Origin of the sequence: Streptomyces sp. NPDC100445, assembly GCF_044759735.1 — a bacterium.
In the GTDB taxonomy this organism is placed as follows: Bacteria; Actinomycetota; Actinomycetes; order Streptomycetales; family Streptomycetaceae; genus Streptomyces.
On the sequence record NZ_JBIVZV010000001.1, the window covers coordinates 459,893 to 481,868 of the forward strand.

At 71.0% G+C, this 21,976-nt stretch carries 23 protein-coding genes and 1 pseudogene; 12 read left to right on the forward strand and 12 right to left on the reverse strand.

The window, feature by feature from the left end:
* Positions 1–7 precede the first annotated feature (7 nt).
* Positions 8–874, reverse strand: a complete 867-nt coding sequence (locus ACIQVT_RS02015; protein WP_403745957.1) for an LLM class F420-dependent oxidoreductase — start codon at positions 872–874, stop codon at positions 8–10.
* 237 nt (positions 875–1,111) lie between these two features.
* Positions 1,112–2,074, reverse strand: coding sequence for a zinc-dependent alcohol dehydrogenase family protein (locus tag ACIQVT_RS02020; protein WP_403745960.1), 963 nt, complete (start codon positions 2,072–2,074; stop codon positions 1,112–1,114).
* A 165-nt stretch (positions 2,075–2,239) separates the two neighbouring features.
* On the opposite strand from ACIQVT_RS02020, the gene ACIQVT_RS02025 reads away from it, so the two are divergent.
* Both ACIQVT_RS02025 and ACIQVT_RS02030 read left to right on the forward strand, forming a co-directional pair.
* Positions 2,240–2,890 carry a TetR/AcrR family transcriptional regulator gene (locus tag ACIQVT_RS02025; RefSeq protein WP_403745963.1) on the forward strand — a complete coding sequence of 217 codons (651 nt, stop codon included), beginning with the start codon at positions 2,240–2,242 and terminating at the stop codon, positions 2,888–2,890.
* A 45-nt stretch (positions 2,891–2,935) separates the two neighbouring features.
* Entirely contained in the window at positions 2,936–3,160 is a 225-nt protein-coding gene (locus tag ACIQVT_RS02030) for a transposase (protein WP_403745965.1), read from the forward strand.
* Between the two features lie 162 nt (positions 3,161–3,322).
* On the opposite strand, the gene ACIQVT_RS02035 is transcribed toward ACIQVT_RS02030, so the two are convergent.
* On the reverse strand, positions 3,323–3,787 hold the full coding sequence (locus ACIQVT_RS02035) for a hypothetical protein (protein ID WP_403747855.1): 465 nt from the start codon (positions 3,785–3,787) through the stop codon (positions 3,323–3,325).
* Positions 3,788–3,844: 57 nt separating this feature from the next.
* Positions 3,845–4,738: an NAD(P)H-binding protein gene (locus ACIQVT_RS02040; RefSeq protein ID WP_403745967.1), complete on the reverse strand. Its 894-nt coding sequence runs from the start codon at positions 4,736–4,738 to the stop codon at positions 3,845–3,847.
* A gap of 71 nt (positions 4,739–4,809) precedes the next feature.
* Here ACIQVT_RS02040 and ACIQVT_RS02045 point away from each other — a divergent pair, with 71 nt between their 5' ends.
* From ACIQVT_RS02045 to ACIQVT_RS02060, 4 genes are all read left to right on the forward strand, one after another.
* Entirely contained in the window at positions 4,810–5,373 is a 564-nt protein-coding gene (locus ACIQVT_RS02045) for a TetR/AcrR family transcriptional regulator (protein ID WP_403745969.1), read from the forward strand.
* 341 nt (positions 5,374–5,714) lie between these two features.
* Entirely contained in the window at positions 5,715–6,563 is an 849-nt protein-coding gene (locus ACIQVT_RS02050; protein WP_403745972.1) for a class I SAM-dependent methyltransferase, read from the forward strand.
* Positions 6,564–6,712: 149 nt separating this feature from the next.
* Entirely contained in the window at positions 6,713–7,153 is a 441-nt protein-coding gene (locus ACIQVT_RS02055; RefSeq protein ID WP_403745975.1) for a VOC family protein, read from the forward strand.
* Between the two features lie 117 nt (positions 7,154–7,270).
* Positions 7,271–7,453 carry a hypothetical protein gene (locus ACIQVT_RS02060; RefSeq protein ID WP_403745978.1) on the forward strand — a complete coding sequence of 61 codons (183 nt, stop codon included), beginning with the start codon at positions 7,271–7,273 and terminating at the stop codon, positions 7,451–7,453.
* A 40-nt stretch (positions 7,454–7,493) separates the two neighbouring features.
* Here the strand turns inward: ACIQVT_RS02060 and ACIQVT_RS02065 are convergent, their stop codons facing one another.
* From ACIQVT_RS02065 to ACIQVT_RS02075, 3 genes are all read right to left on the reverse strand, one after another.
* On the reverse strand, positions 7,494–8,933 hold the full coding sequence (locus ACIQVT_RS02065) for an FAD-dependent oxidoreductase (protein WP_403745980.1): 1,440 nt from the start codon (positions 8,931–8,933) through the stop codon (positions 7,494–7,496).
* A gap of 1,173 nt (positions 8,934–10,106) precedes the next feature.
* Positions 10,107–10,841: a dienelactone hydrolase family protein gene (locus ACIQVT_RS02070; RefSeq protein WP_403745983.1), complete on the reverse strand. Its 735-nt coding sequence runs from the start codon at positions 10,839–10,841 to the stop codon at positions 10,107–10,109.
* Between the two features lie 221 nt (positions 10,842–11,062).
* A complete protein-coding gene (locus ACIQVT_RS02075) occupies positions 11,063–11,656 on the reverse strand; it encodes a TetR/AcrR family transcriptional regulator (protein ID WP_403745986.1) in 594 nt (197 codons plus the stop codon).
* 164 nt (positions 11,657–11,820) lie between these two features.
* Here ACIQVT_RS02075 and ACIQVT_RS02080 point away from each other — a divergent pair, with 164 nt between their 5' ends.
* The 4 genes from ACIQVT_RS02080 to ACIQVT_RS02095 all read left to right on the forward strand — a co-directional run bounded on the left by ACIQVT_RS02080 (position 11,821) and on the right by ACIQVT_RS02095 (position 14,800).
* Positions 11,821–12,783 carry an alpha/beta hydrolase family protein gene (locus tag ACIQVT_RS02080; protein WP_403745988.1) on the forward strand — a complete coding sequence of 321 codons (963 nt, stop codon included), beginning with the start codon at positions 11,821–11,823 and terminating at the stop codon, positions 12,781–12,783.
* 162 nt (positions 12,784–12,945) lie between these two features.
* Complete coding sequence (locus tag ACIQVT_RS02085) at positions 12,946–13,350, forward strand: hypothetical protein (protein WP_403745991.1); 405 nt, start codon at positions 12,946–12,948, stop codon at positions 13,348–13,350.
* Positions 13,351–13,471: 121 nt separating this feature from the next.
* Entirely contained in the window at positions 13,472–13,858 is a 387-nt protein-coding gene (locus tag ACIQVT_RS02090) for a BlaI/MecI/CopY family transcriptional regulator (protein ID WP_403745994.1), read from the forward strand.
* A gap of 6 nt (positions 13,859–13,864) precedes the next feature.
* Complete coding sequence (locus ACIQVT_RS02095) at positions 13,865–14,800, forward strand: M56 family metallopeptidase (protein ID WP_403745997.1); 936 nt, start codon at positions 13,865–13,867, stop codon at positions 14,798–14,800.
* 64 nt (positions 14,801–14,864) lie between these two features.
* Here the strand turns inward: ACIQVT_RS02095 and ACIQVT_RS02100 are convergent, their stop codons facing one another.
* The 3 genes from ACIQVT_RS02100 to ACIQVT_RS02110 form a co-directional block, all read right to left on the reverse strand.
* Positions 14,865–15,320, reverse strand: coding sequence for a tellurite resistance TerB family protein (locus tag ACIQVT_RS02100; RefSeq protein WP_403746000.1), 456 nt, complete (start codon positions 15,318–15,320; stop codon positions 14,865–14,867).
* Between the two features lie 92 nt (positions 15,321–15,412).
* On the reverse strand, positions 15,413–16,423 hold the full coding sequence (locus ACIQVT_RS02105; protein WP_403746003.1) for a sporulation protein: 1,011 nt from the start codon (positions 16,421–16,423) through the stop codon (positions 15,413–15,415).
* 188 nt (positions 16,424–16,611) lie between these two features.
* Entirely contained in the window at positions 16,612–17,058 is a 447-nt protein-coding gene (locus tag ACIQVT_RS02110; RefSeq protein WP_403747857.1) for a CHAT domain-containing protein, read from the reverse strand.
* A gap of 20 nt (positions 17,059–17,078) precedes the next feature.
* On the opposite strand from ACIQVT_RS02110, the pseudogene ACIQVT_RS02115 reads away from it, so the two are divergent.
* Positions 17,079–18,245, forward strand: a pseudogene (locus ACIQVT_RS02115) (CATRA conflict system CASPASE/TPR repeat-associated protein); the annotation flags it as partial.
* Between the two features lie 214 nt (positions 18,246–18,459).
* Here the strand turns inward: ACIQVT_RS02115 and ACIQVT_RS02120 are convergent.
* On the reverse strand, positions 18,460–19,440 hold the full coding sequence (locus tag ACIQVT_RS02120; protein ID WP_403746006.1) for a TetR family transcriptional regulator: 981 nt from the start codon (positions 19,438–19,440) through the stop codon (positions 18,460–18,462).
* Between the two features lie 84 nt (positions 19,441–19,524).
* Here ACIQVT_RS02120 and ACIQVT_RS02125 point away from each other — a divergent pair, with 84 nt between their 5' ends.
* The gene (locus ACIQVT_RS02125) at positions 19,525–21,060 is read left to right on the forward strand and encodes an MFS transporter (RefSeq protein ID WP_403746009.1); all 1,536 of its coding nucleotides are present in this window, start codon (positions 19,525–19,527) and stop codon (positions 21,058–21,060) included.
* Positions 21,061–21,257: 197 nt separating this feature from the next.
* Here ACIQVT_RS02125 and ACIQVT_RS02130 read toward each other — a convergent pair whose 3' ends face one another.
* Positions 21,258–21,896, reverse strand: coding sequence for a hypothetical protein (locus ACIQVT_RS02130; protein WP_403746014.1), 639 nt, complete (start codon positions 21,894–21,896; stop codon positions 21,258–21,260).
* Positions 21,897–21,976 lie beyond the last annotated feature (80 nt).

Here is a 21,976-nt window from a genome sequence, read left to right on the forward strand (position 1 = left end):
CCGACCGTCAGGCGAGCAGGGCGGCCAGCCTGCGCCATTCCTCCCTGGGCAGGGTGCCGTCCGTGCCGTCCGTGACCACCTGGAGGGCCACGTGGTCCGCGCCCGCCTCGTGGAAGGCGGTGACGCGCTCGCGGATCCGGGCCTCGTCGCCCCAGGTGAAGACCGCGTCGATGAGAAGGTCGCTGCCGCCGGCGGCGACATCGTCCTCGCTGAAGCCCAGGCGCAGGAAGTTGTCCGTGTAGTTGGGTAGTTCCAGATAGCGGGCCAGATAGGCGCGGGCCGCTTCCCGGGCGCGGGCCGGGTCGGTCTCCAGGACCACCTTCAACTCCGGTGCGAGCAGCGGCTCTTCGCCCAGGATGTCGCGGGCGCGGGCGGTGTGTTCGGGTGTGACCAGGTACGGGATCGCACCGGCCGCGCGGTCACCGGACAGGGCCAGCATCCTGGGACCCAGCGCGGCGAGCACCCGGCGGCCGGCGGGTACGCCCGCTGTGTCGAGCTCGTCGAGGTAACCGGTCATGGCCGCGTAGGGGCGCTGGTAGTTCTTCACCAGCGGGCCGTGGCTGACGCCGAGGCCCAGCACGAAGCGACCGGGATTCGCCGTCTCGATCTCGGCGAAGCCGGCCGCCGTCGTGGCGGCGTCCTGCTGCCACACGCTCTGGATGCTGGTGCCGACCGTGATACGCCGGGTGGCCCCGATGAGTGGGGCGGCGTGGTCCACGGTGCTGTTGCCGCCCAGCCAGACGGCACCGTACCCGAGTTCCTCCAGTTCGGCCGCGGCGTCGTCCAGTTCACCGCGCCGGGCGGGATCCTCCGAGCGCAGTTCGCCGCTCCAGACGCCGTACCGGCCGACGTTCTCCTTCAGTGAGGTGGTCATCGGGTGGGGTCCTTCCGGTGGTGGGCTGTGCCGTGATCATCACGTCTCGCGCTCCTGCCAACCGGAGGGCGTCCCGCGTGATTCCCGTCCTTCCCTCGGTCGGCCGAACAGCCGGGGAACCGCTCCGGTCGTTCCACCTCGCATCGGTGACCCGAGTGTGCGTACGGTGACGTCATGGGAGTCGTTCGGGGAGCTGACCGTTCCGTCACCGGGCCGCCAACGGCGTCCGGATCCGGGTCAGGGCGCGAGCACGATCCTGCCGAACACCTCCCCCGCGTCCATCCGACGGTGGGCCAGCGCCGCACGGTGCAGAGGCAGCATCTCGTGCACGACCGTGCGCAGGTCCCCGTGCGCGGCATCGGTGAACTGGGCCGACCGTACGGCCTGCCGGTCGGGGCCGGGCACGGTGTCGGAACTGAAGGTGGCGAACGACAACGACCTGCGGAAAGCCTCCATCAGCCGCATGCCGAAGTCCGCCGGTGGCTGCCCACCGACCACACCGACAGCCACGTACCGCCCGTTGGGGTTCAACTTGTCCAGGAAGAGGGGAAGCTGGGGGCCGCCCACGACGTCGAGCACCACGTCGAAGCCCGCCGGGGTGTCCGGGCCGCCCTCGCCGGAGCGGTCGAGGACATGGGTGGCGCCCAGGTCCCGCAGGCGGGCGCCACGTGCCACGGAGGAGGTGGTGACCGCGACCGCGCTCGCGCCACGCCTGGCCGCGAGCTGGACCGCCGTGATCCCGATGCTGCCCGCCGCACCGCGCACGAGCACGGTGTCGCCGGGCGCGAAGTGGGCCCGTTCCAGAGCGAAGTGGGCGACCACGCCGGAACCACCGAGGGTCACCGCGTCGGCGTAGGTCAGCTCGTCGGGCAGCGGGAGGACGTCCTCGACCGCGGCGACGGCCTGCTCGGCATACCCACCCGACAGGCCGGTGAACGCCCACACCCGCCGCCCGATCCACGAGGCGTCCACGCCCTCTCCCACCGCGGCGACCTTTCCCGCGACCTCGCTGCCGAGGAGATGGCCCTCCCGGAAGCCGTAGGCGGCAAGCGTTCCGCGGCGGATCACGGCGTCCACACCGCCGACCCCGATCGCCTCCGTGGTGATCCGCACCTGCCCCGGGGCGGGAACGGGCGCGGCCACGTCGACGACCTCCAGACCATCGGGGTCGCCGAACGTCCTGATCACGACGGCTTTCATCTCTGCTCCTCGGGTCGATGGAGGGACGGGTCGCAGCTGCGGCGGCCGTCACCGCCAGGTCCGCCCCGAGAGGTGGGCGGCACCGGAGAGGCGCACGGACGGGACGGCCGCACCGCCATCGGACCGTAACGGACGCCCCCGTCCGTTTGGCTGAAGTGAGGAACGATGACCCACCGATTGCCTCAGACCGTGCGCTCCGACGCCCGTGACAACCGGGCCCGCATCCTGGACGCCGCCCGCACGGTGTTCGGCGAGGAGGGTCTGAGTGCGCCCATGCGCGAGGTCGCGCGGCATGCCGGCGTCGGCCCCGCCACGCTGTACCGGCACTTCCCGACCAAACAGGCACTGATCGCGGAAACCTTCGCCGAGCAGCGGCGGGCCTGCCAGGCCGCGGTCCGAGACGCCCTCGCGGACGCGGACCCGTGGCGCGGATTCCGGCACCTGGTCGAGCGCATCTGCGAACTCCACACGCACAGCCGGGGATTCGCCGACGCCTTCATGACGGCCTTCCCCGAGGCGATGGACTTCGCCGCCGACCGGGAGCGGACTCTGCGCGCCGTCGGCGACCTGGCTCGCCGAGCCCAGAAGGCCGGCCGGCTACGACCGGGCTTCGTCGTCGACGACCTGATCCTCATGCTCGTGGCCCACCGCGGCCTCCAGGACACGCCGCGTACCGCCCGGGTCACGGCCTCCCGCCGCTTCGCCGCCTACGTGATCGAGGCGTTCCGCGCCGCCCCGGACGCGGGGCCGGGGGTGCGTGCCCCGCTGCCGCCGGCACCACGCCTACAGCTCACGGAATCGCCCGGCACGCTGTAGCTCGCGGTCAGACAGGGGTTCGTCAGCTGTGGAGGGTCATGGTTCATGAGGCGGGGTGATCTCACGGACGAGCAATGGGCGGTGCTGGAGCCGTTGTTGCCGAAGGGTGCCAGGGCGGGGCGGCCGCCCGTCCGGCCTCGGCGGCAGTTGATCGACGGCATACGGCTCCGGGTCCGAACCGGTGTTCCGTGGCGGGATGCACCTGTCGAGTACGGGCCGTGGGGCCGGGTCTACGACCTGTTCCGCCGATGGCAGCGGAACGGCACCTAACACCAGATCCTCACCGGGCTCCAGTTCCTGGCCGATGCGAAGGGTGCCATCGGGCGGGACCTGAGCGTCGACTCCACGGAATGCCGCGCCCGCCGGCACGCGGCTGGGGCCCGCGAGCATGGGCGACCTGCGGAAGGAACGAGTGACTGTGAGCCTCGCCGGTCACTCGGTGGGATCCACGTTGCACGCCGCGGGCAGATCGCTGCCACAGAAGACACAGACGAAGTCGTCCTCGCGCACGATGTTGTGCTCCTGGCAGTCAGGGCACCGCCGGAACACCACCTCGTGGGTGAAGCCGGAGGGCCGTCCGAGACCTACACGGTCCAGAGCACGGGCGACCGCCGACCATGAGGTCACGTCCGGGCAGTAACCGGTGGCCTGGTTGCTGACCTCACCTACAGCCCAGCAGTCCGCCTCACGCGTGAAGGCGATCTCGCCGGCACTCAGAACCATGCCTCCGTCGGCACAGGCCACGTGCTCGCTTCGCCCCGGCGCCAACCGAAGCACACCGTCCGTGTCGACCACGAAGGTGAACGGTTCGGCCAGCTCCGCCGCCGATCGCCCAGCGATCCAGCCGACGAACTCTGCCGCCGAGCTGATCCGGCACCCGCGGCTGCCAGGCCGGATCGTCGCGCGTACGATCGCCCGGCTGAACGCCGTCCGCCGCCCCCGCGGCCCCGGGGCCTACGGTGTGGCGTGCAGGGCGGGCTTGAGGACCTCCCGGCACCAGGTGCGGAAGTCGGTGGCCGCGATCGTCGCGACAGCCCAGTCCGCGTCGTAGATCCCGCCGTCCTGGGCGGCGAACATCTCGGTGAGGTCCTGCACCAGCTGCTCGCCGGCTCCGCGGGAGCGCAGCGTCGCGGCGTACTCGTCGAGGGTGGTGCGGCGGTAGGCGACAGGCGTGCCGAGTTCTTCGCTGATCAGGTCGGCCATGGCTTCGGGTGTGAGGCGGTCGGGGCCGAACAGCGGCAGGTTGGCCTGCCCGGCCCATGACCGGTCGGTCAGCAGCTGCGCGGCGGCCTCGGCGATGTCGCGGGTCGCGATCGTGGCCAATGGCTGGTCGCCGGCGCAGGCCAGGGAGAACGTGTGGTGGTCGCGGATCGCTTCGAGCTGGCCGAGGAGGTTCTCCATGTAGAACGGCAGGGCGAGCGCCCGGTAGGCGGCGCCGGACGCGGCCAGGTGTTCGTCCATGGCGAAGGCCGCCGAGAGCACGCCGGCCGGGTTCGGCCAGTCGTGACCGGCGCTGCTCACGGCGACGACGTGGCCGACATGGTGGCGGGCCACGGCCGCGGCGCCGGTGCGGGCGAAGGACAGGTAGTGCTCCGATGCGCTCGGCCCGGCCGGGTTCGGTGGGACCAGCCAGAACAGGGCGTCGGCTCCGGGCAGCGCCTTGTCCAGCACGGCCGGGTCGTCGTGGGAACCCTCGACGACCTCGGCCTGCTCGCGTACGGCCCGGTCGAGGCGCGAGGCGTCGCGGGTGATGACCCGGACCGGGCTGCCTCCGTCGAGCAGCCGCCGCACGAGCTGGCTGCCGATCTGTCCGGTCGGCGTGGTGACGACGATCACGAGAACCCCCATTAAGATGAACCTGAACTCCGGTTCCGAGGCTAGTGCGGGACCTCTCGCACCGTCAACTACCATCAGCAACCATGACCACCCGGGAACCCCCGCTGCGTGCCGACGCCAGGCGCAACCGCGAGGCCATCCTCGATGCGGCCAGCGAACTGTTCGCCCGGCGGGGCGAGGGCGTGCAGATGGACGAGATCGCCGAACGCGCCGGTCTGGGCGTCGGCACCCTGTACCGGCACTTCGCCGACAAGCAGGCCCTGCGGGCGGCGATCATCGGCCGCCGTTTCCAGGCGATGACCAGCCTCGCCCGAGACGCCGAGCAGGTCGGGGACCCGTGGACGGCGTTCGAGACACTGCTGTACGGATACCTGCGGTCCGCGCAGCCCGACGCTGCGTTCCGCTTCGCTCTACTCGGCCCGGAGGAGCCGAGCTGGGGTGACATCGACGCCGAGAAGACGGCTTTCGCGACGATCGTCGAACGCATCGTCCGACGCGCTGTCGACGCCGGCCACCTGCGTGCCGACTTCACCGCCACCGACTTCATCCTCATCACTCGGGGCGCGCTGGCGAACATGACCGGCATCGGAGACTGGCCCCGGTACCTGACCCTCCAGCTGGAAGGCATCCGCGCCACCGGCCAGTGACGACGGCTTCCGCCTCCCCGTCCAGCGGCCGACAGACAGCGCCGCAGTCATCACCGCACGCGCCGGGACCCTCGTGCCCTGGTAGGGGTTCGGACCGCCGGTGCGATACCGGCTCACCGATCGCGCCTCGCGCGACGCACTGATGACGACTGACCCCTACGCGGCGAAGTCGGGACAGGGGCGTGATGTCGGTGCCGGCGTTCGCCGACCAGTTTCACCGTGTGGAGCAGTGGTGTCCGTCGCCGGGCAGACCCATGACGTTGTGGTCGAGTCCCGCTGGACCGCGCACGAGTCTGGCTCCATGATCAGTCTCCTTCACATCGATCACCTAGGCTGGCGCGGTGAGTGATGAGCAGGCGCGGGTGAAGCCGTCGGGAGTATGGGCGACGGCGGTGGGAGTGGCCAGGGTGCGGGCTCTGGAGACGGAGCGGGAGGACGCGCTGTTCCGCGACCCGTTGGCACAGGCCTTCGCCGCCGCCGGCGGCCTGTGGCCCTCCTCGCCGCTACCCGATGACGAGGCCGCGCGACGTCGCCGACTGGCCGTGTCGTTCTCCATCGTCATCAGGACGAAGTTCCTCGACGACCTGTTGCGGCAGGCCTCCGCGTCCGGGGTCCGGCAGGTCGTGCTGCTCGGCGCCGGCATGGACAGCCGGGCCTTCCGGATCGACTGGCCCGAGGGCACCCGGTTGTTCGAGGTCGACACCGCCGCGCCACTGGACTTCAAGGCCGCGGTGCTGCGCCAGGAGCGGGCCGTCCCACGCTGCGAGCGGATCAGCGTCGCGGTGGACCTGCGTGAGGACTGGCCGGGTGCGCTGGCTGCCGCAGGGCACGACCCGGCCGTGCCGACCGTATGGATCGCCGAAGGGCTGCTGATCTATCTGCCCGAGGACGCGGTGGAGCTACTGCTGGCCCGGATCAGCGGGCTGTCGGCGGTAGGCAGTCGCATGGGGCTGACGCTGGGCTCGCGCGGCGTGATCGAGCGCTTCGGCACGGACGCCGCGCCGGGATCGGCGGCATCCATGTGGGTCTCGGAGATGCCCGACGACCCGGTCGGCTGGTTGGCCGGGCACGGCTGGGAGGCCGACAGCCACACCCTGCGCGAACGCGCTGCCGCCTACGGCCGTCCGATGAGCACCCCGCCACGGCGCGAGGAGCAGCCCGGCGGACTGATCTCGGCGGTCCGCCGGTAGAGCACCTCCCGGGTTCCTGAGGGATCGACGTCGTACGGGGCCTGACGAGTGGAACCAGGTCCACCCACGGCGGCCGGCGAAGCCAGTTGGCCGGATCCTCGATATACCGGTGGCCTCGAAGGGGTGCGCAACGCAGAGGGAGAACCGTCATGGCACTTCAGCGGATGGACAACGTCGGCATCGTCGTCGAGGACCTGGACACCGCCGTCGCCTTCTTCACCGAGCTGGGCCTGGAGGTCGAAGGCACAGCGCGGATCGAGGGCTCCTTCGCGGATCAGACCGTCGGACTTGAGGGAGTCCACAGCGACATCGCGATGATGCGGACCCCGGACGGCCACGGCAGGCTGGAGCTCGCGCAGTACCACACCCCCGCGGCGATCGGCGACGGAGCCCACAACCCGCCGCCGAACACGCTGGGCCTGCACCGAGTCATGTTCGCCGTCGACGACATCGACGACACCATCGCCCGCCTGCGTACCCATGGTGCGGAACTGATCGGCGGGGTAGCGCGGTACAAGGACATCTACCGCCTCTGCTACCTCCGCGGCCCGTCAGGCATCATCCTCGCCCTGGCCGAACAGATCAGCTGACAGCCTCCCGGTGACCTGCGACAGTCGGAACAGGCTCAAGATCGGCTCAACTCGCTGGATTCCGCACGGCCGTGGGTGCATCCTCCTCGACAGGACCACGTACACCAGGGGGAACCGATGAAGACCTCACTCGGCCGAGTCATCACGCGCGTCCGGGACGTCGTTTCCGGACGCCGGGACCTCAAGCGGTACGGCGACCCGGAGGCCCACCGCCACGGGCCCCACAACCGCGACGCCCATCTCGCCTACCACCACATCCCGGCACCACTGCTCCCCGGCAACTTTCCCAGCAACCCTTAAGGCACGGCGGGGCCGGTCGGCTCACGCACCTCCGGCGGCTTCATGTCCCGCTCACGCGGATGTCGGGGTGTTCCTCACGGGTCATCGGGGGCTCGGTGGGGGTCGGGACGGCCGGGCCGAACAGGACGGCGCGGGCCACCGAGGGGGCGAACAGCGCGGTCAGCGGTGCCGACAGGCCGAGTACGGAGCGGAAGGCGGCGCCGACCACGGGGTCGCCGGGGTAGCGGTCCTGGACCCGGCTCAGGTACCAGTTGGCCGCGCGGTCCGTGGCGCGGACGGCGACCGCGTTGCCGGTCGCGCCGGGCATGCGCTTGTCGGCTCCGGCCGAGATGTCCCACGCCTGCCGGGACGACGACAGCAGCACCTGCTGCACGCGGCGCGTCGTGGGCGTACGACGCCGGTCGGCCAGGGCCTCGCGAAGGGCGACCGCGTGCACGGCGGCGACGGTCATGCCCTGCCCGTAGATCGGGTTGAACGTGCACAGGGCATCGCCGACTGCCAGGAATCCGGCCGGACGCCGACCGGGCAGGTCGTAGCGGCGCCGCACGTTCGCGGTGCGGCGGAAGCCGGAGACCGGTGACAAGGGTTCGGCCGTGCTCAGCCACCGGGACACGAGCGGGTGCGGCAACTTCTTGGCGTAGGCCTCGAACTGCTCGCCGTCCGTGGGGGGTTCGTCGCCGCGGAGGCCGGACAAGGTGACGAGGTGGGTGCCGTCCTCCAGGGGCAGGATGACGGCACCGTAGGTCTGGGACGGATTGGGCACGACGTAGTAGCCGAGCGCGTCGGTGCCGAGGACGCCGTCCGTGTCACGGTAGACGCGAGTGGCGTAGGCGAGACCCGTGTCGATGACTTCCTCGTGCGGGGCCTGCGCTCCCAGCGCCGTGAGCCACTGCGGGGCCTTCGTGCTCCGGCCGGAGGCGTCCAGGACCAGGTCGGCCTCGACCGGCCGGGGCTCCGTACGGGCGCCTTCGCCGCGTTCGCGCAGCAGCACGCCACGCACACGCGAGGCGTCTCCCAGGAGACCGACGGCATCCGTGCCCTCGACCACGTTGATCAACGGGTTGGCGAGAACCCGTTGCCGCAGGAGGTGTTCGAGCTGCGCGCGGGAACCGGTATGGAAGTACGCCGACGCGGGCAGCCGGCGGAACCACAGCCCGTTCTGCCACTGCACCAGGTCCTCGGGGATGCCCACCCGCGGTGCGCCCCCCTCCCGCAGTTCCCGCAGGAATCCCGGCAGCAACGACTCCAGAGCCGTCTGCCCGCCTTCCAGCAGGACGTGGACGTGCCGGCTCTGCGGTACGCCGGGGCGTGGCTCCGGTCCCTCGGGAAACCGGTCGCGTTCGACGACGGTCACCCGGTCCACGTGGGCGGCGAGTACGTGTGCCGCGAGCAGGCCCGCCAGGCTGCCGCCGACGACCACCGCATGGCGTCCGCCCCAAGCGCCGCCCGACTCCCCGTCTTTGCTCCGCTCAGCGTTCATCCGTTCCGCTCCCCTGGCTGGTACGTCGTGAGGAAACATCAGTATCGCGTTCCGCCGCAGGGGGTTGGTCGGGTTTCGGCTCGTCCGGGACGGCGTTGCGACGACCATTCGGGCCCTCGCCCGCGCCTTGGTCACCGCCTATTGGTCACGGCGGTGTTGGGCGAGGAGAGGAGGTCGGCGCCGCCGCAACGGTTGGGGGGCTGACCGGGACCGCTACCTGGCTGCCTACAGCGGCTTCGCCGGCGGGGTTCGCATCACCGCCGGCGGTGGCGTGTGAGGCCAGGTTGGCGCAGTCGTTGCCGAAGGCCGGGGAGAGGACACCGCCTCCCAGACCACCGGCCCGGGCCGGAGCCGCGGGTAGGGCGATGCCGGCAAGCAGGCCGACGAACAGGGTCATGGCGCAGTCCATGCGGCGTGTCTTCCTCCTGCTGCAACGGTCGGGCCCGGGGCTGGGCACTTCGTTGGCGCGAGGATCACCCGAACAGCCGCATGGCCCGCCGGCGGCGACAACGCCCAGCCGACGCCACGACACATCTCGCGGTCTCTTCTTGAGCGCCGTCCGTCACCTTCCGGCGCTCCAAGTCATTGGGCCGGAGGAGCTGTGTGGCGGCCGGGGCGGCGCTCGCACACCGGGGATTGACCGCTTGTGCGGCAATTGGCTGCGCGAACGCCACGGTCGCGGGCTCAAGGCAGGCGAACGGGGGCACCCATGAAGACAGGGACGCCCTGATCACACCGGGCACGCCAGGAGTCCGCCACCGCCTCTGGGGCACTCACGCACGTCGGTGCGCCCGCTTCTTCACGTGGTGACGGCGCGCCGCTACCCCTGACAGGGCTACGCCTGCGAAGCCGACCACAAGAGCCCCCACCCAGGCACATGTGCTGCTCGTAGAAGGCCGGCGACACCGAAGCTGGTGCCCCACCCGGCCTCCGTGATGGCGGAGCCGAAACCCTGGATGACCGAGCGTCCAGCCACGGGCGCCCCGGCGTCGCTGAAGGAGTCGCGAGCAGAAAGTACGAGGCCCTTGGGAGACCTGTGGCGCCCCGGGCCCCTGCCGAGAGGTCGGCAGGGGCCCGGGGGTGCGGACAGCGCCGAGGCCGGGGCCTGTCCCTTGGTGACCGGGACGCCGGCCGGCCTCGGCTACCGTCTGCTGCCGACGTGGCGGACAGACCTCACTTCAGGTGCCGGGTGAGGAACTGGGCCGCGGCGTCCCCCGCGGACTGCGGGACGCCCGCGTGTCCGCCGAGATGGGCGTGCAGGGACTTCTCCTTGGTGCCGAAGGCGTCGAAGAGGTCCAGGGCCGCCTGCCGGTCGTTCCCTTCGTCGTCCCACTGCATCAGGACGTGCAGCGGAATGGTGACCTGCCGGGCCTCCTGGAAGATGGCGCGAGGCACCAGGCTCCCGGCGAACAGAACGGCGGCCGAGACGCGCGGCTCGACCACCGCGAGCCGGATGCCGATGGAGATCACTCCTCCCGAGTAGCCGACCGGGCCGCCGATCCCGGGCTGCGAGAGGAGGGCGTCCAGGGCGGCCTGCCATTCGGGGACCGCCTTGTCGACCAACGGGAGGACGAGGGCGTCGACGATCTCGTCGCCGACCGGTTCACCGGCCTCCATCACGCGGCGCAGGTCGGCGCGGGCCTGGTCAACAGCGGGCCAGCGCGCCCGGTCACCGCTGCCGGGGAGTTCGATGGTGGCGGTGGCGAAGCCGTCCGCCGCGGAGCGCTGGGCCCGGGCCACCAGCCGGGGATACATCTTGCGCAGCCCGAGGGGAGGGTGGCCCAGCAGGATCAGCGGCACCTGCGCGGGTGCGCACGCGGGTGTCCACAGGATGCCGGGGATCTCGTCGAGGGTGAACCGTCGTTCGATGACGCCGTCGTCGAGGCGCTGCTCGGAAGTGAAACGCATGGTCGTGCCTTTCGGGAGTGCACTGGAACGGCGCTCCCGGACGACCTGCCTATCGCCCGACCGTGACCCCGGAGGGGAGCACCCATGTCGATACTGCGTTCACGGGTACCACCTCCTCGATCTCTCCCACGGCCTCCGGAAACATAGCAGTCTCGCCCTCGTCCGCCCAACGGATTTGCCCGGCAGTCTGCCGACGAACGGCGTTCGGTCTCGGACCCGCCTCACGACGCGTGAGGTCGTCGGAGTCCCTGGAGGAGGAGGGCGATCAGCCGTCGGGGGTCGTAGCCGCGGTCGTCGCGTCCGATGCAGAGGTTGCCGATGCCCCGCATCAGCTCATAGGGGCGGGTGCCGGGCTCGATGTCGCCGGCGTCGACCGCGGCGTCGAGCAGCTGGGTGCAGACCGGCTGGAGGCGGTCGAGGAAGTAGGTGTGCAGCGCGGCGAATCGTTCGCTGTCGGACTGTAGGGCGTCGGCGAGTCCGTGCTTGGTGACCAGGAAGTCGACGAAGAGGTCGACCCATTGACGCAGCGCCTCGAACGGGGAGTCGGCACTGGCCAGCAGGTTCGGGCCGGCCTCGGCACATGCCTCGATCTGGTGCCGGTAGACGGCTGTGACGAGATCCGCCCTGGTGGGGAAGTGGCGATAGATCGTGGCCATCCCGACGCCCGCGCGGGCCGCGATCTGGCGGATCGGCGCGTCGACGCCGGAGGTGACGAAAACCTCGGCGGCGGCGGTGAGCACCGTCTGCCGGTTGCGCTGGGCGTCGGCCCGCTTGCCTCGGGACGGCGACCGCCCTGCCGCGCTGTCGGTGGCCATCACGGACTCCCTCTCCATTGACAAAACGGAACATCGCTCCGGATACTAAGTGGAGCAGCGTTCCGCTTCAGCTTAGTCGAAGCGGGATGTCCCTGCCCACCTTGTCCGTTGTCGGTCGCAGGAGACCGGCGGACAACAGGTGCCTCCGAAAGGGAGACCACATCATGAGCACATCCACTGTCACCGGCGCCGACGCCTCCGGCTCGCCCGTCCCGGTCCTGTCCTTCGGCCCGGTGGTCCTCTCCGTGCCCGGACGTCCCGTGGACCTCCAGGTACGCGTCTCCGCTCCCGCCACCGGGACGGGCCTCGGCGTCGTCCTCCTCTCCCACGGTCACGGCCCCTCGAACAACCTCTCCTCGCTCAACGGCTACGCGCCGCTCGTCGACCTCTGGGCCGCCCAGGGATTCGTGGTCGTCCAGCCGACCCACCTCACCTCCAGGACACTGACTCACCTGGTCGCCGACGCCCCCGGAGCGCCGTTCTTCTGGCGCTCGCGTTCCGAGGACATGTCGCACATCCTCGATCGACTCGACGTGATCGAGAAGGCCGTACCGCTGCTCGCCGGGCGGATCGACCCCACCAAGGTCGCCGTCGCCGGACACTCGTTCGGCGGCTTCACCTCCAGCCTGCTGCTCGGAGCCCGGGTCACCGACCCCGACGACGGGGGTGAGGTGAGCCTCCTCGACCCCCGGATCAAGGCGGGCGTGCTCCTGGCCGCCCCGGGCAGGGGCGACGTCCTCAACGGGCCGATGGCTGACGCACTGCCGGTCTTCCGGACCATCGACTTCTCCACCATGACCACACCCGCGCTGGTCGTCACCGGTGACAAGGACGACTCCCGCCACTTCACGGACATGGGACCGGACTGGCACGCCGACCCCTACACCCTCTCTCCCGGACCCAAGACCCTGCTCACCCTCTTCGGCGCGGAGCACGGACTCGGCGGGATCGCCGGCTACGACGCCGCCGAGACCACCGACGAGAATCCCGAACGGGTCGCCGCCCTCGCCCGGCTCACCTCGGCCTACCTCCGCAGCCGGCTCCACCCCGGTGACCCCGCGTGGCAGACGGCGTACGAGGCACTGACGACCGCTTCCGATCCGGTCGGGCGCGTCGAGTCCAAGTAGGGCCCCGCCCCGCGGCCGCACCCCTCACCTCGTCGCCAGGGTGAGCTCCGCGGCCAGTTCCACGGTCATGGTCAGCCGCTCCTCGGGGGACCGGTGCGCGGCGCTCCCGGCCCGTCGCCCAGGCGGCCGGAGAGCGAGGGGCACTCTGCCATCCTGCTTGCCGTGTCCGCGCGAAATCGAAGGCTCCCCCGGCACCGTGCCTGGCCCCTGACCACCACCGACATCCACGACTGCCTCGGCCCTCACCTGGACCACGTCGTGGACCTTCGGTTCCTCACCGGGCACGACGGCGGGACCATCGTCCTGGGAGCCGCTTGGGTCGCTCCGCACCCGCGCACGTACGGCGTCGGCATCCATCCGGACATGGTCGGCGTCCGCATAGACGTCCTCCCGGTCGATGCCGTTGAACGGGCCGCTGTCCGCGCCGTGCTACGGGCGAGAGCCCTCCCCCAGCTCCACGAATGGGTCGCGCGCGCGATCGCAGCCGACGAGACCTGGCGGCTGACACCTCACCAGCACTGCTGGAGGCTGTCGGAAGAGCACCTCACCCACCGCGACGAAGCGTGAACCGAGTCGGGACGACATGCACGGGCGAGGCCGTCAACACTGGTGGAAGACGTGCGAGACGGCTGGCGGTGCCTACGATGTACGGCCCGTGACGTTCACGGCAGCGGAAGGAGGACAGGGTGTGACTGATCAGCGGCGCCCCCGGCGGCGGGGGCAGGGTGAGCTGGAGGTGCAGGTCCTGTCGGCCCTGCGGGAGGCGAACGGCCCGGCGACCGGGGGCTGGGTGCGGGAACGGCTCGGAGGGGACCTCGCCTATACGACGGTGATCACGATCCTCACGCGCCTGCTGGCCAAGGGAGCGGTCACCCGGGAGCGGACCGGCCGGTCCTTCCTGTGGACGCCGGCGTCGGACGAGGCGGGGCTGGCCGCCCGCAGGATGCGCAGGCTGCTCGACGCGGAGAGCGATCGCGGCGCGGTGCTGGCCAGCTTCGTCTCCGGTCTCGGACCGGACGACGAGCAGTTGCTGCGCCACCTGCTGGACCAAGCCGGTACCGAGGGAGAAGACTGACAGCGCATGGGGGTGTTCGTCTTTCTGCCGCTGGTGCTGCCGTTGACGGCGTGGCCGATGGCACGGCTGGCCGAGCAGCGTCTGCATCCGCGCACCGCCACACGGTTGCTGACCGCCATGGCCGGTGTGCTGGCGCTGTGCAGCACTGTCTGCCTGGGCCTGGTGATGGTCGTCGGCACCGCTCAGCTCCCCGGCAATCCGTTGCCCGACGGCTGGTCGGACCCCGAGGTCCGCGAGGCCGTCCCCTGTGACAGGTTCGCCGGCAAGGCGGCCATTCCCGCTCTGGTGGCGGTGACTGTGACGTGCGCCCGAACCCTGTGGCGGCGCGGGAGCCTACGGCGCCGGGCCCACCGGGCGCTGGCCGGACTGCCCGGCCGGTCCGAGGTCGCGGTGCTGGCCGACGACACGCCGTACGCGTACGCCCTGCCCGGCGGCGAGCGCCACCGGATCGTGGTCACCACCGGGCTGCTGGCCGGCCTCGCACCTGCCGAGCGGCGCGCCCTCTTCGCTCACGAGCGAGCTCACCTGACGGCGAACCACCACCGGTTCCTGCTGGCGGTGCGGCTCGCGGCCGACGCCAATCCGTTCCTGCGGCCGCTGCGTACGGCGGTGGCGTACACCGTCGAGCGGTGGGCGGACGAGGAAGCCGCCCGCATCGTGGGTGACCGGCGCACGGTGGCCCGTGCGATCGGCAAGGCGGCGCTGGTCTCCCGCGGCAACCCGTGGCCGACGCTGGCCGGATTCGCCGTACCGGGACCGGTACCGCGCCGGGTGGCGGCCCTGTTGGAGCCGGCCCCCGCCACCCGCGACTGGCCCTCGTTGTTCACCGCCGGCGGCCTGGCGGCCTGGACGGCTGCCTTCGGTACGGCGGTGTCAGCGATGTCGTCGGCGAACTCCGCGGTCACGATGGTGCTGATCCTGCGCGCGGCGACGCCCCTGTAAGTCGTTTTCGCGGGTCGGACGAGCGGGCCGGTGGGCGGCGGCGGGCCACCCACCCGGACCCGTCTCAGAGGTCGAACTCGTGCGGCGGCAGGTCCAGCGTGTAGCACGCCTCGCGGACGACGGCCTGCTCGTCCTTGTCGAAGTCGCCGTCGGCGCCACCGATGACGATGCCGATCTGGATCACGGCCCGCGCCTCGGCAGGCTTCTTCTTCGCCTTGGCGACCTCCTGGAGCACGCTCACCTTCCCGAACGCGAAGTCGGTGGTGAGCTTGTTCAGGTTGTCCTCGAAACGGCGGCGCAGATCGTCGGCGGGGAAGTTCTGGAGCACGTCGTTGTTGGCGATGAGCTGGGCCACACGCTGCCGTTCCGACGCGTCGACGCTGCCGTCGGCCGCCGCGACCAGCGCGCACATCGCCATGCTCGCGTCGCGGAAGGCACCGCTCGTCAGCTCGTTCTTCTTCGCCACCAGCTGGGTCTGCATCGTCGATGCGGACTCCCTGATGCGGTCCCACAGGGCCATGGGGTCTCCGTCCGTCTCAAGAGGGACCCGGGCCGCACCGGCCCGGGCCGTGCAATCTTCTACACGAATGTAGAATCAGAAGCTATCAGAGGCTACTCGTCGTCCTCGTCCCCCTCGAAGAAGTCCCCGATCTCGTCGACCGCCTCGGCGGCGGCCATCCCCCCGAGGGCGCCGACGGCGAGTCCGGCCGCTCCCGCCGCGATGGCCGTTCCCATGCCGGGACCGGAGTGGTGGTCGTCGTGGTGCGGCCCGTGCTCGTGGCCGTGACCGTGGTGGCCGTAACCGTGATCACCGTCGTAGCCGTAGGCGGTGTGGGAGCCGTGGGAGCCGTAAGCGGCCCGGTGCTCCACCAAGCGGCGGATCCAGCCGTCGACCTCGGCGTTCCAGTCGCGGGAGTCGTGGTGGCCGACGGTGTACCGGGCCAGCGCGTCATGGCCGGAAGAGAAGAGCCCGGCACGCTTGTCGGCCTCCAGGACGACCTCCACTCCGGCGGGAGAGGCGAGGAAGGTCAGCTCGATCTCGTTGATCTGGTGCGCGTATTGCGGGGCCGGCGCCAGCTCGATCTCCTGGTAGAAGGGCAATTGCTGGCCCGTGCCGCCGATGTGGCCGTACTCCAGGTCGGCGGACCTGAAGCCGAAGCCCAGTTGCCCCAGGGCTTCGAGGATCGCTTCCTGCGCGGGCAGCGGCCCGACGGTCAGCTGGTCGAGGTCGCCCTTGTCCTTGGCGCCGGCCACCGCCAGTTCGGTGCGCAGGCCGAGCACGATGCCCAGCGGCTGCCCGTACAGCTCGGTGACGGGGGTCTCCCAGGGCAGTGTCACCCTGAACGGGATGCTGCGCCGCTCGCCCGCCGCCAGCCGGAATCCGCCGGCGACGGTGAACCGGTCGAAGGCGACGACGCCCTCGCTCTCCCCGCCGTCGTGCTCCGCCTCGACGCGCGCCAGCAGCTCCAGCGAGATGTGCTCGACGTCGAAGTCGGCGTCCCCGCCCTGGAGATGGACCTGCCCGGTCACATCGTGGCCCGGCAGGGCGGCCCCGAGGTCGAGGATCGTGTCCACCGATGGCCCGCCGATGCCGAGCGAACCGAGCAGCCGTTTGAACACCATCGCGGCGTCCACCCCTTCGTGTGCGTATGTCCGACGCGTCCGCGAGAACCACCGGAGCGCCAGGCCGTTCTCTACAAGTGAGTAGAAGCATAGGGTCGTCGAGCCGCGCGACGGTGACGGACGGGACCGCGTGCCTTTCGCCGGCGGGACCGCTCAGCACCCTCTTCGCCCCTGACGGTGGCGCGTCGTCACATCCCGACGTGGACGTGGGTAGCCCAGAGGGAGGGGAGCTCCCGGTACCTGTCGCGCATGCTGTGGACGGCGCCGTGGACCGCCCAGGCGATGTCGGTTCGAGGTGTCGCGAGCAGTCGGGTGTAGATCTCCCTGGCCGTCCTCACGGCGGCGCGGTCGTTGATCGTCCACAGCGGGCCGATGACGTGCGCGAAGCCCGCCAGCTGGAACGCCGCCGTGATGTGGACGGCCTCGTCCATCAGTCCGGGGCTGGACAGGGAGGTACCGCATGCGGAGAGGAAGGCGAGTTCGGCGTGCGGCAGGCACAACGCGGCGAGGTGCCGCACGCTGAGCGGGTTGCGCGGGTGGTCGTGGAGGAGCAGGTGACTGTTCGAGGTGTCGTCGAGGCGGATCTGCGCATGGCACGCGAAATGCGCCCAGGTGCTGTCCCGAAGTTCGGCGATCGCCTACCGGCCGCTCACGGACGGCGGGGCAGCGGGGAGAGTCCGGGACGGAGGACGCGGTCCGGTCCGAACTGCCGCCTGGCGAAACACCGTTGCGCCTGGGACCGGGGACGACGACAGCCCATCCCGCCCTCGCCGTCTGGGAATTGGTGGACGGGGCGGATGGGTCGGAGGGCCGGCAACTGCGGCGCCTGGTCGTGGTGACGACCGACCGGGACTACCAGCCGCTGGAGGCCGAGCGCTGGCTGTGGAGCCAGGGCGGCAGCGCACCGCCGGCGTTCGCCCGCTATCTGGCGGACGCCTCCAGGCTCCGGTACGAGATGCGCGTGCACGGTGCGCACACCGGCGATCCACCCGGTGGCACCGCCGGAATCGTGGACGACGCGCTGGCGGCGCTGGACCGGTGCCCCAGCCACGCCGAGTCCCCTTCCGATTCGTGGAGCGTCGAACTCACCACGTGGCGGCACCGATTGCTGTCCCTCATAGCGGGCTCGGCCGGACTCACCCAGCGGATCACCCGGCTGAGGGAGATGCGCAGCACCGTCCGGATCGCCGAGGCCAACATGCGCGCCCTCACGGCTGCCGCCGGCCTCCCCCGGGGCGCCCAGGGGTCCTTCGCCGAAGACCTCGCCCTGGCGGACTGGTTCGCACAGAGTCTGGAAGACAGCCTGGTCCACCTGCAAGCGGGCTGCGAGCGCGGTCGCGATGCCCTGGCGGCCCTGACGGTCGAGGCGGAGACCGCACTCCAGCGACGCCGGGAGGTCTCCACGCGTCAGGAGGCGGATCTACAGCGACGACAGGGTGAGATCACCCTGCTCCGCAACGCCTTCCTCGGTGCCGTGCTGATGGTCCTCACCGCCGTCCAGACATTCGCGTACCGAATCCCCTTCCTCGCGCAGCCCGCGGTACCCGCCCTCATCGCGCTGCTCGGCGCGCTCGCCCTCCTGCTGGCCACGCTGGTGCTGTGGTTGACGACCCCGCGGGGGACGCGGGGGTCGGGCGGTTTCGGTGCACTGATCGCCGGTCTCGTCGGTGCCACCGCCGGCTGGCTCGGAGTGACCGTGATCGCCCACGCCCTCACCGGCAGGGCGTCATCCGTGCCTCTTACCTGGGCGGTGGCGGGCCCCTGCTACGTGTGCGGCTGGCTGTTCATGCGTCGGCGGCTGCGCCGGCAGGGCACACGGTGAGCGGCATGCAGGGGCGAGCCCTGTCCCGCGCGGCCTCGCCGTCCGCGTGAGGTCACGGGCGGCTGGGTCACACGGCCGTTTCATCACCGCGATGTCCGCACCGCGGACGGCGGGACATCGGCGGGCAGTGCGGTACGGGTGACGGTCGGACGGGGCGTGGCACGAGCGCGGCAGCGCGGTGAAGCACCTGACGCATCCCGTGGGGAATGATTGCTCAGGCGTGAGGGCTGGGTCTGGCAGGCCGCCGGATGGGCATGCCGATGGCCAGGCGCAGCTGCGGGCCGAAGGTGCGGATCACCTCGTCACGGCTCATGGAGGCAACGGGCTCCAGCCGCAACACGTACCGGGTGATGATCAGGCCTGCCAGCACCGAGGAGAAGGCCGCGGCGTGCTTGCCCGCGTTCGCTCCGCCGACGAGTTCGGCGAGCCGGGCCACGATCTCGCCTTCCAGCGCCTCTTTGACCAGGGAGGTGACGGCCTCGTCGTGGACGGCACCCTTGAGCATGGCCAGCAGGGCGGTTGCGGACTCCGGTTCCTCCCACGCTGCCATCACCTGCTGGAGCACCCGTTCGGGGAAGGTGTCCCGCGCGCCCTCCCGGAGGAGTTGGGCGAGCAGTTCCGCCGGGTTGGCGGACAGGGCCAGAGCTGCCCCGAAGAGTCCCCTCTTCGAACCGAAGTAGTAGCTGAGCAGGGCCAGGTCGACATCCGCCTCGGCAGCGATCGACCGCATGGTCACCGCTCGGTAGCCGTCCTGCATGAAGCGTCGGCGAGCGACGGCCAGTATGTTCCGCCGCGTGTCGGGCCGGCCGGGTCTACGCCCGCGCCGCGACGTCTCATTCGTCACGGATGAGATGTTAGTCCGCCGGTCCGCGGTCGCAGGGCTGAGGTCGCGGCCGCGCCGGCCGGGTCGGTCTCGTACGGGAGGGCAGGACCGTCCGGGTGGCGAGCGGGTGTGACGGACATCGGCATCTTCGGCTTGTCGAGGGGCTGCGGGTGAACGGCACGGGATTCGTCGGGCCCGATGTCGCCCCTCCCCGCCCGCCGCCCTGCTGATTGAATTCATCAGACGCTCCGCGGATGCGGGAAATCCTCCGAGCCGGCGAGCAGCGTACTGCGGCTCGGAGGGATGAGAGACCCGGTGACGCGCAGTACGGCACTGGCAGAGCCAGCACGTGCCCGGACCTCGCGATTTCATCAGAGTAGTCGCGGCAGAGGGCCTCGGCGAGTCTTGAACTGATCGCCGGAACCGCCGGATGCCGGCCGACGGAAGAGAGCCAGCATGTCCTCGCCCCCTGCCGCCCCCTCCTCGTCCGGGGTGCGCCACACCCCGGTGCTGGTCGTCACCTGTCTCGCCCTGGGCACCGTGGTCGCCGCCATGGCGTCCCTCAACGTGGCGCTCCCCGACCTCGCCCGTGACACCCACGCCACACAGACGGACCTGTCGTGGATCGTCGACGCGTACAGCCTCGTCTTCGCCTCACTGCTGCTGCCGGCCGGAGCCCTCGGTGACCGGTTCGGCCGCCGCAAAGCGCTTCTGGTGGGGCTCGCCCTCTTCGGCGCTGGTTCCGCCGCGGCCGTCCTCACCACCAGCCCCACGGCGCTGATCGGCCTGCGCGGACTGCTCGGAGTGGGCGCCGCCCTGGTCATGCCGGCCACCTTGTCCACGATCACCACCACGTTCCCGCCCGGCCAGCGGGCCCGTGCGGTGAGTGTCTGGGCCGCCGTCGCCGGAGCCAGCGCACTGTTGGGTGTCTTCGCCACCGGGGCCCTGCTCGAGCAGTGGTCGTGGCGATCGGTGTTCTGGCTCAACGTGGCGCTGGCCGCCGTGGCCCTGGCGGGCACATTCCGTGTCGTTCCGGAGTCGGCCGAAGCGCAGCGGCCACGCCTGGATGTCGCCGGAGCTCTCCTGTCCGTCGCCGGTCTTGTCGCCCTGGTCTACTCGGTGATCGAAGCGCCGACTCGCGGCTGGGGCGACCCGGCGACCATCGGCGGCCTCGGGCTCGGTCTGCTGTTCCTGACCGTGTTCGTGCGGTACGAACTGCGGCGACCGCACCCCTTGTTGGACCCGCGCCTGTTCCGCCACCGTCACTTCGCCGCCGGCTCTCTCTCCATCACGATGCAGTTCTTCGTGTTCTTCGGCTTCATCTTCGTGTTCATGCAGTACCTCCAGCTCGTCAGGGGTGACAGCGCACTCCTGGCCGCGACCTCGATGATCCCCATGGCGCTGGCCATGGTGCCCCTGTCCCGGCTCACTCCGCGCTTGGTGGCCCGCTTCGGGGCCCGCGCACCCTGGACGGTGGGCCTGGTCGCCGTCGCCTGCGCCATGGGCGTGCTCTCGCGGCTGGACGTGGACAGCCCTTACGGGTTGATCGCTGCCGGACTGGTGCCGCTGGGCGCGGGGATGGGGCTGGCCATGACGCCGGCGACCACGGCGATCACCGAGGCCCTGCCCCGTTCCTTGCAGAGTGTCGGCTCGGCGATGAACGACCTCTCCCGCGAACTCGGCGGCGCACTCGGCATCGCGGTCCTCGGCAGCATGCTCAGTGCCGCTTACCGCAGCCACCTCCACCTCGGCCGAACCCCTGAACCCGTCGCACAGGCCGCCCGCTCCTCACTGGCCGCAGCACACGGCATCGGCGGCCCCGTCGCCGAACAGGCACGCCTGGCGTTCATCGACGCCATGCACATCGCCCTGCTCGGCGGAGCCGTGGCGGCGGCTCTGGCCGCTGTCATCGTCACCGCGCTCCTGCGAGCCCCGCGGCGGACGCGGCACCCGCTCGTCACGGTGGAACACGAGCCCGCCACCCGTTCCTGATGACGGCGAAGACGGTCAGCCGGTGCCCCGCGGACACCGGCTGACCGTCTTCGCGCCGGGAGACAGCGGCCGGCCCCGAGATGCGAGACCGAGCAATACCGAGGCGCCCGCGCGGCGCTCCGGCATCCCCCGATCAGCGGATCAGCGCGAAAAGACCTCGTCCTTCCGCGCCTTCCCGCCCGGCGATGTCCAACGTGTCAGCGGGGCTGACGGCCGAGGAGTTCGATCAGTCCCACCGGCAGGAACGCGGGCCGGTAGGGTCGGTCGACCTGGTACGGCACGAAGCCCAGCGAGGCGGCCACCTCGACCTCTTCGGCCGTTTCCGCCTCGTACACAACACGGCACCGGCCCGAGTCGGCCTTCGCGCGCTGCCAGAGGATCGGAGCCGGCTTGCGCTCGCTCTCGGTTCGTGGGGTGAGGATCCGGTGCCCGAAGTCCTCCCAGGCGAAGGGGGTCGACCCCTGCCACGTGGCGTCGACCTCCTGTTTCAGCCTGGCGGCCCGTTCGGCGTCGGTCGTGCCCCATGAAGACGGGACATTGGTGATCAGGCCGACTTCGATGTGGCGTTCCCGCAAGGAGCGCAGGTACGAGGCCGCGCCACGCTGGTAGGAAGTGGTGCCGTCGTCCGCGGTGTGCAGGAGGGTTTCGCCCAGGTCGAAGTACACGACGGGGCAACGGCTTTCGCCGCTCGCACGGACAGCGGAGACCGGGGCCTTGACCCCTGCCGTGTCTTCGGTGGCTGCCCAACCGGCCGAGGCGCAGAGCGTGACCGACACCAGGGCCGCACCCAGCACGAGGCTTTCACGGACCGAACTCCTGCGGGCAGAGCTGTGCATGGCGTCGTCGCCTTTCCGTGCCGGGGACCTAGGGTCTTTCGTTCGGATCGGGCCGGATCAGGGAGCGGGGTCCGGTGCCG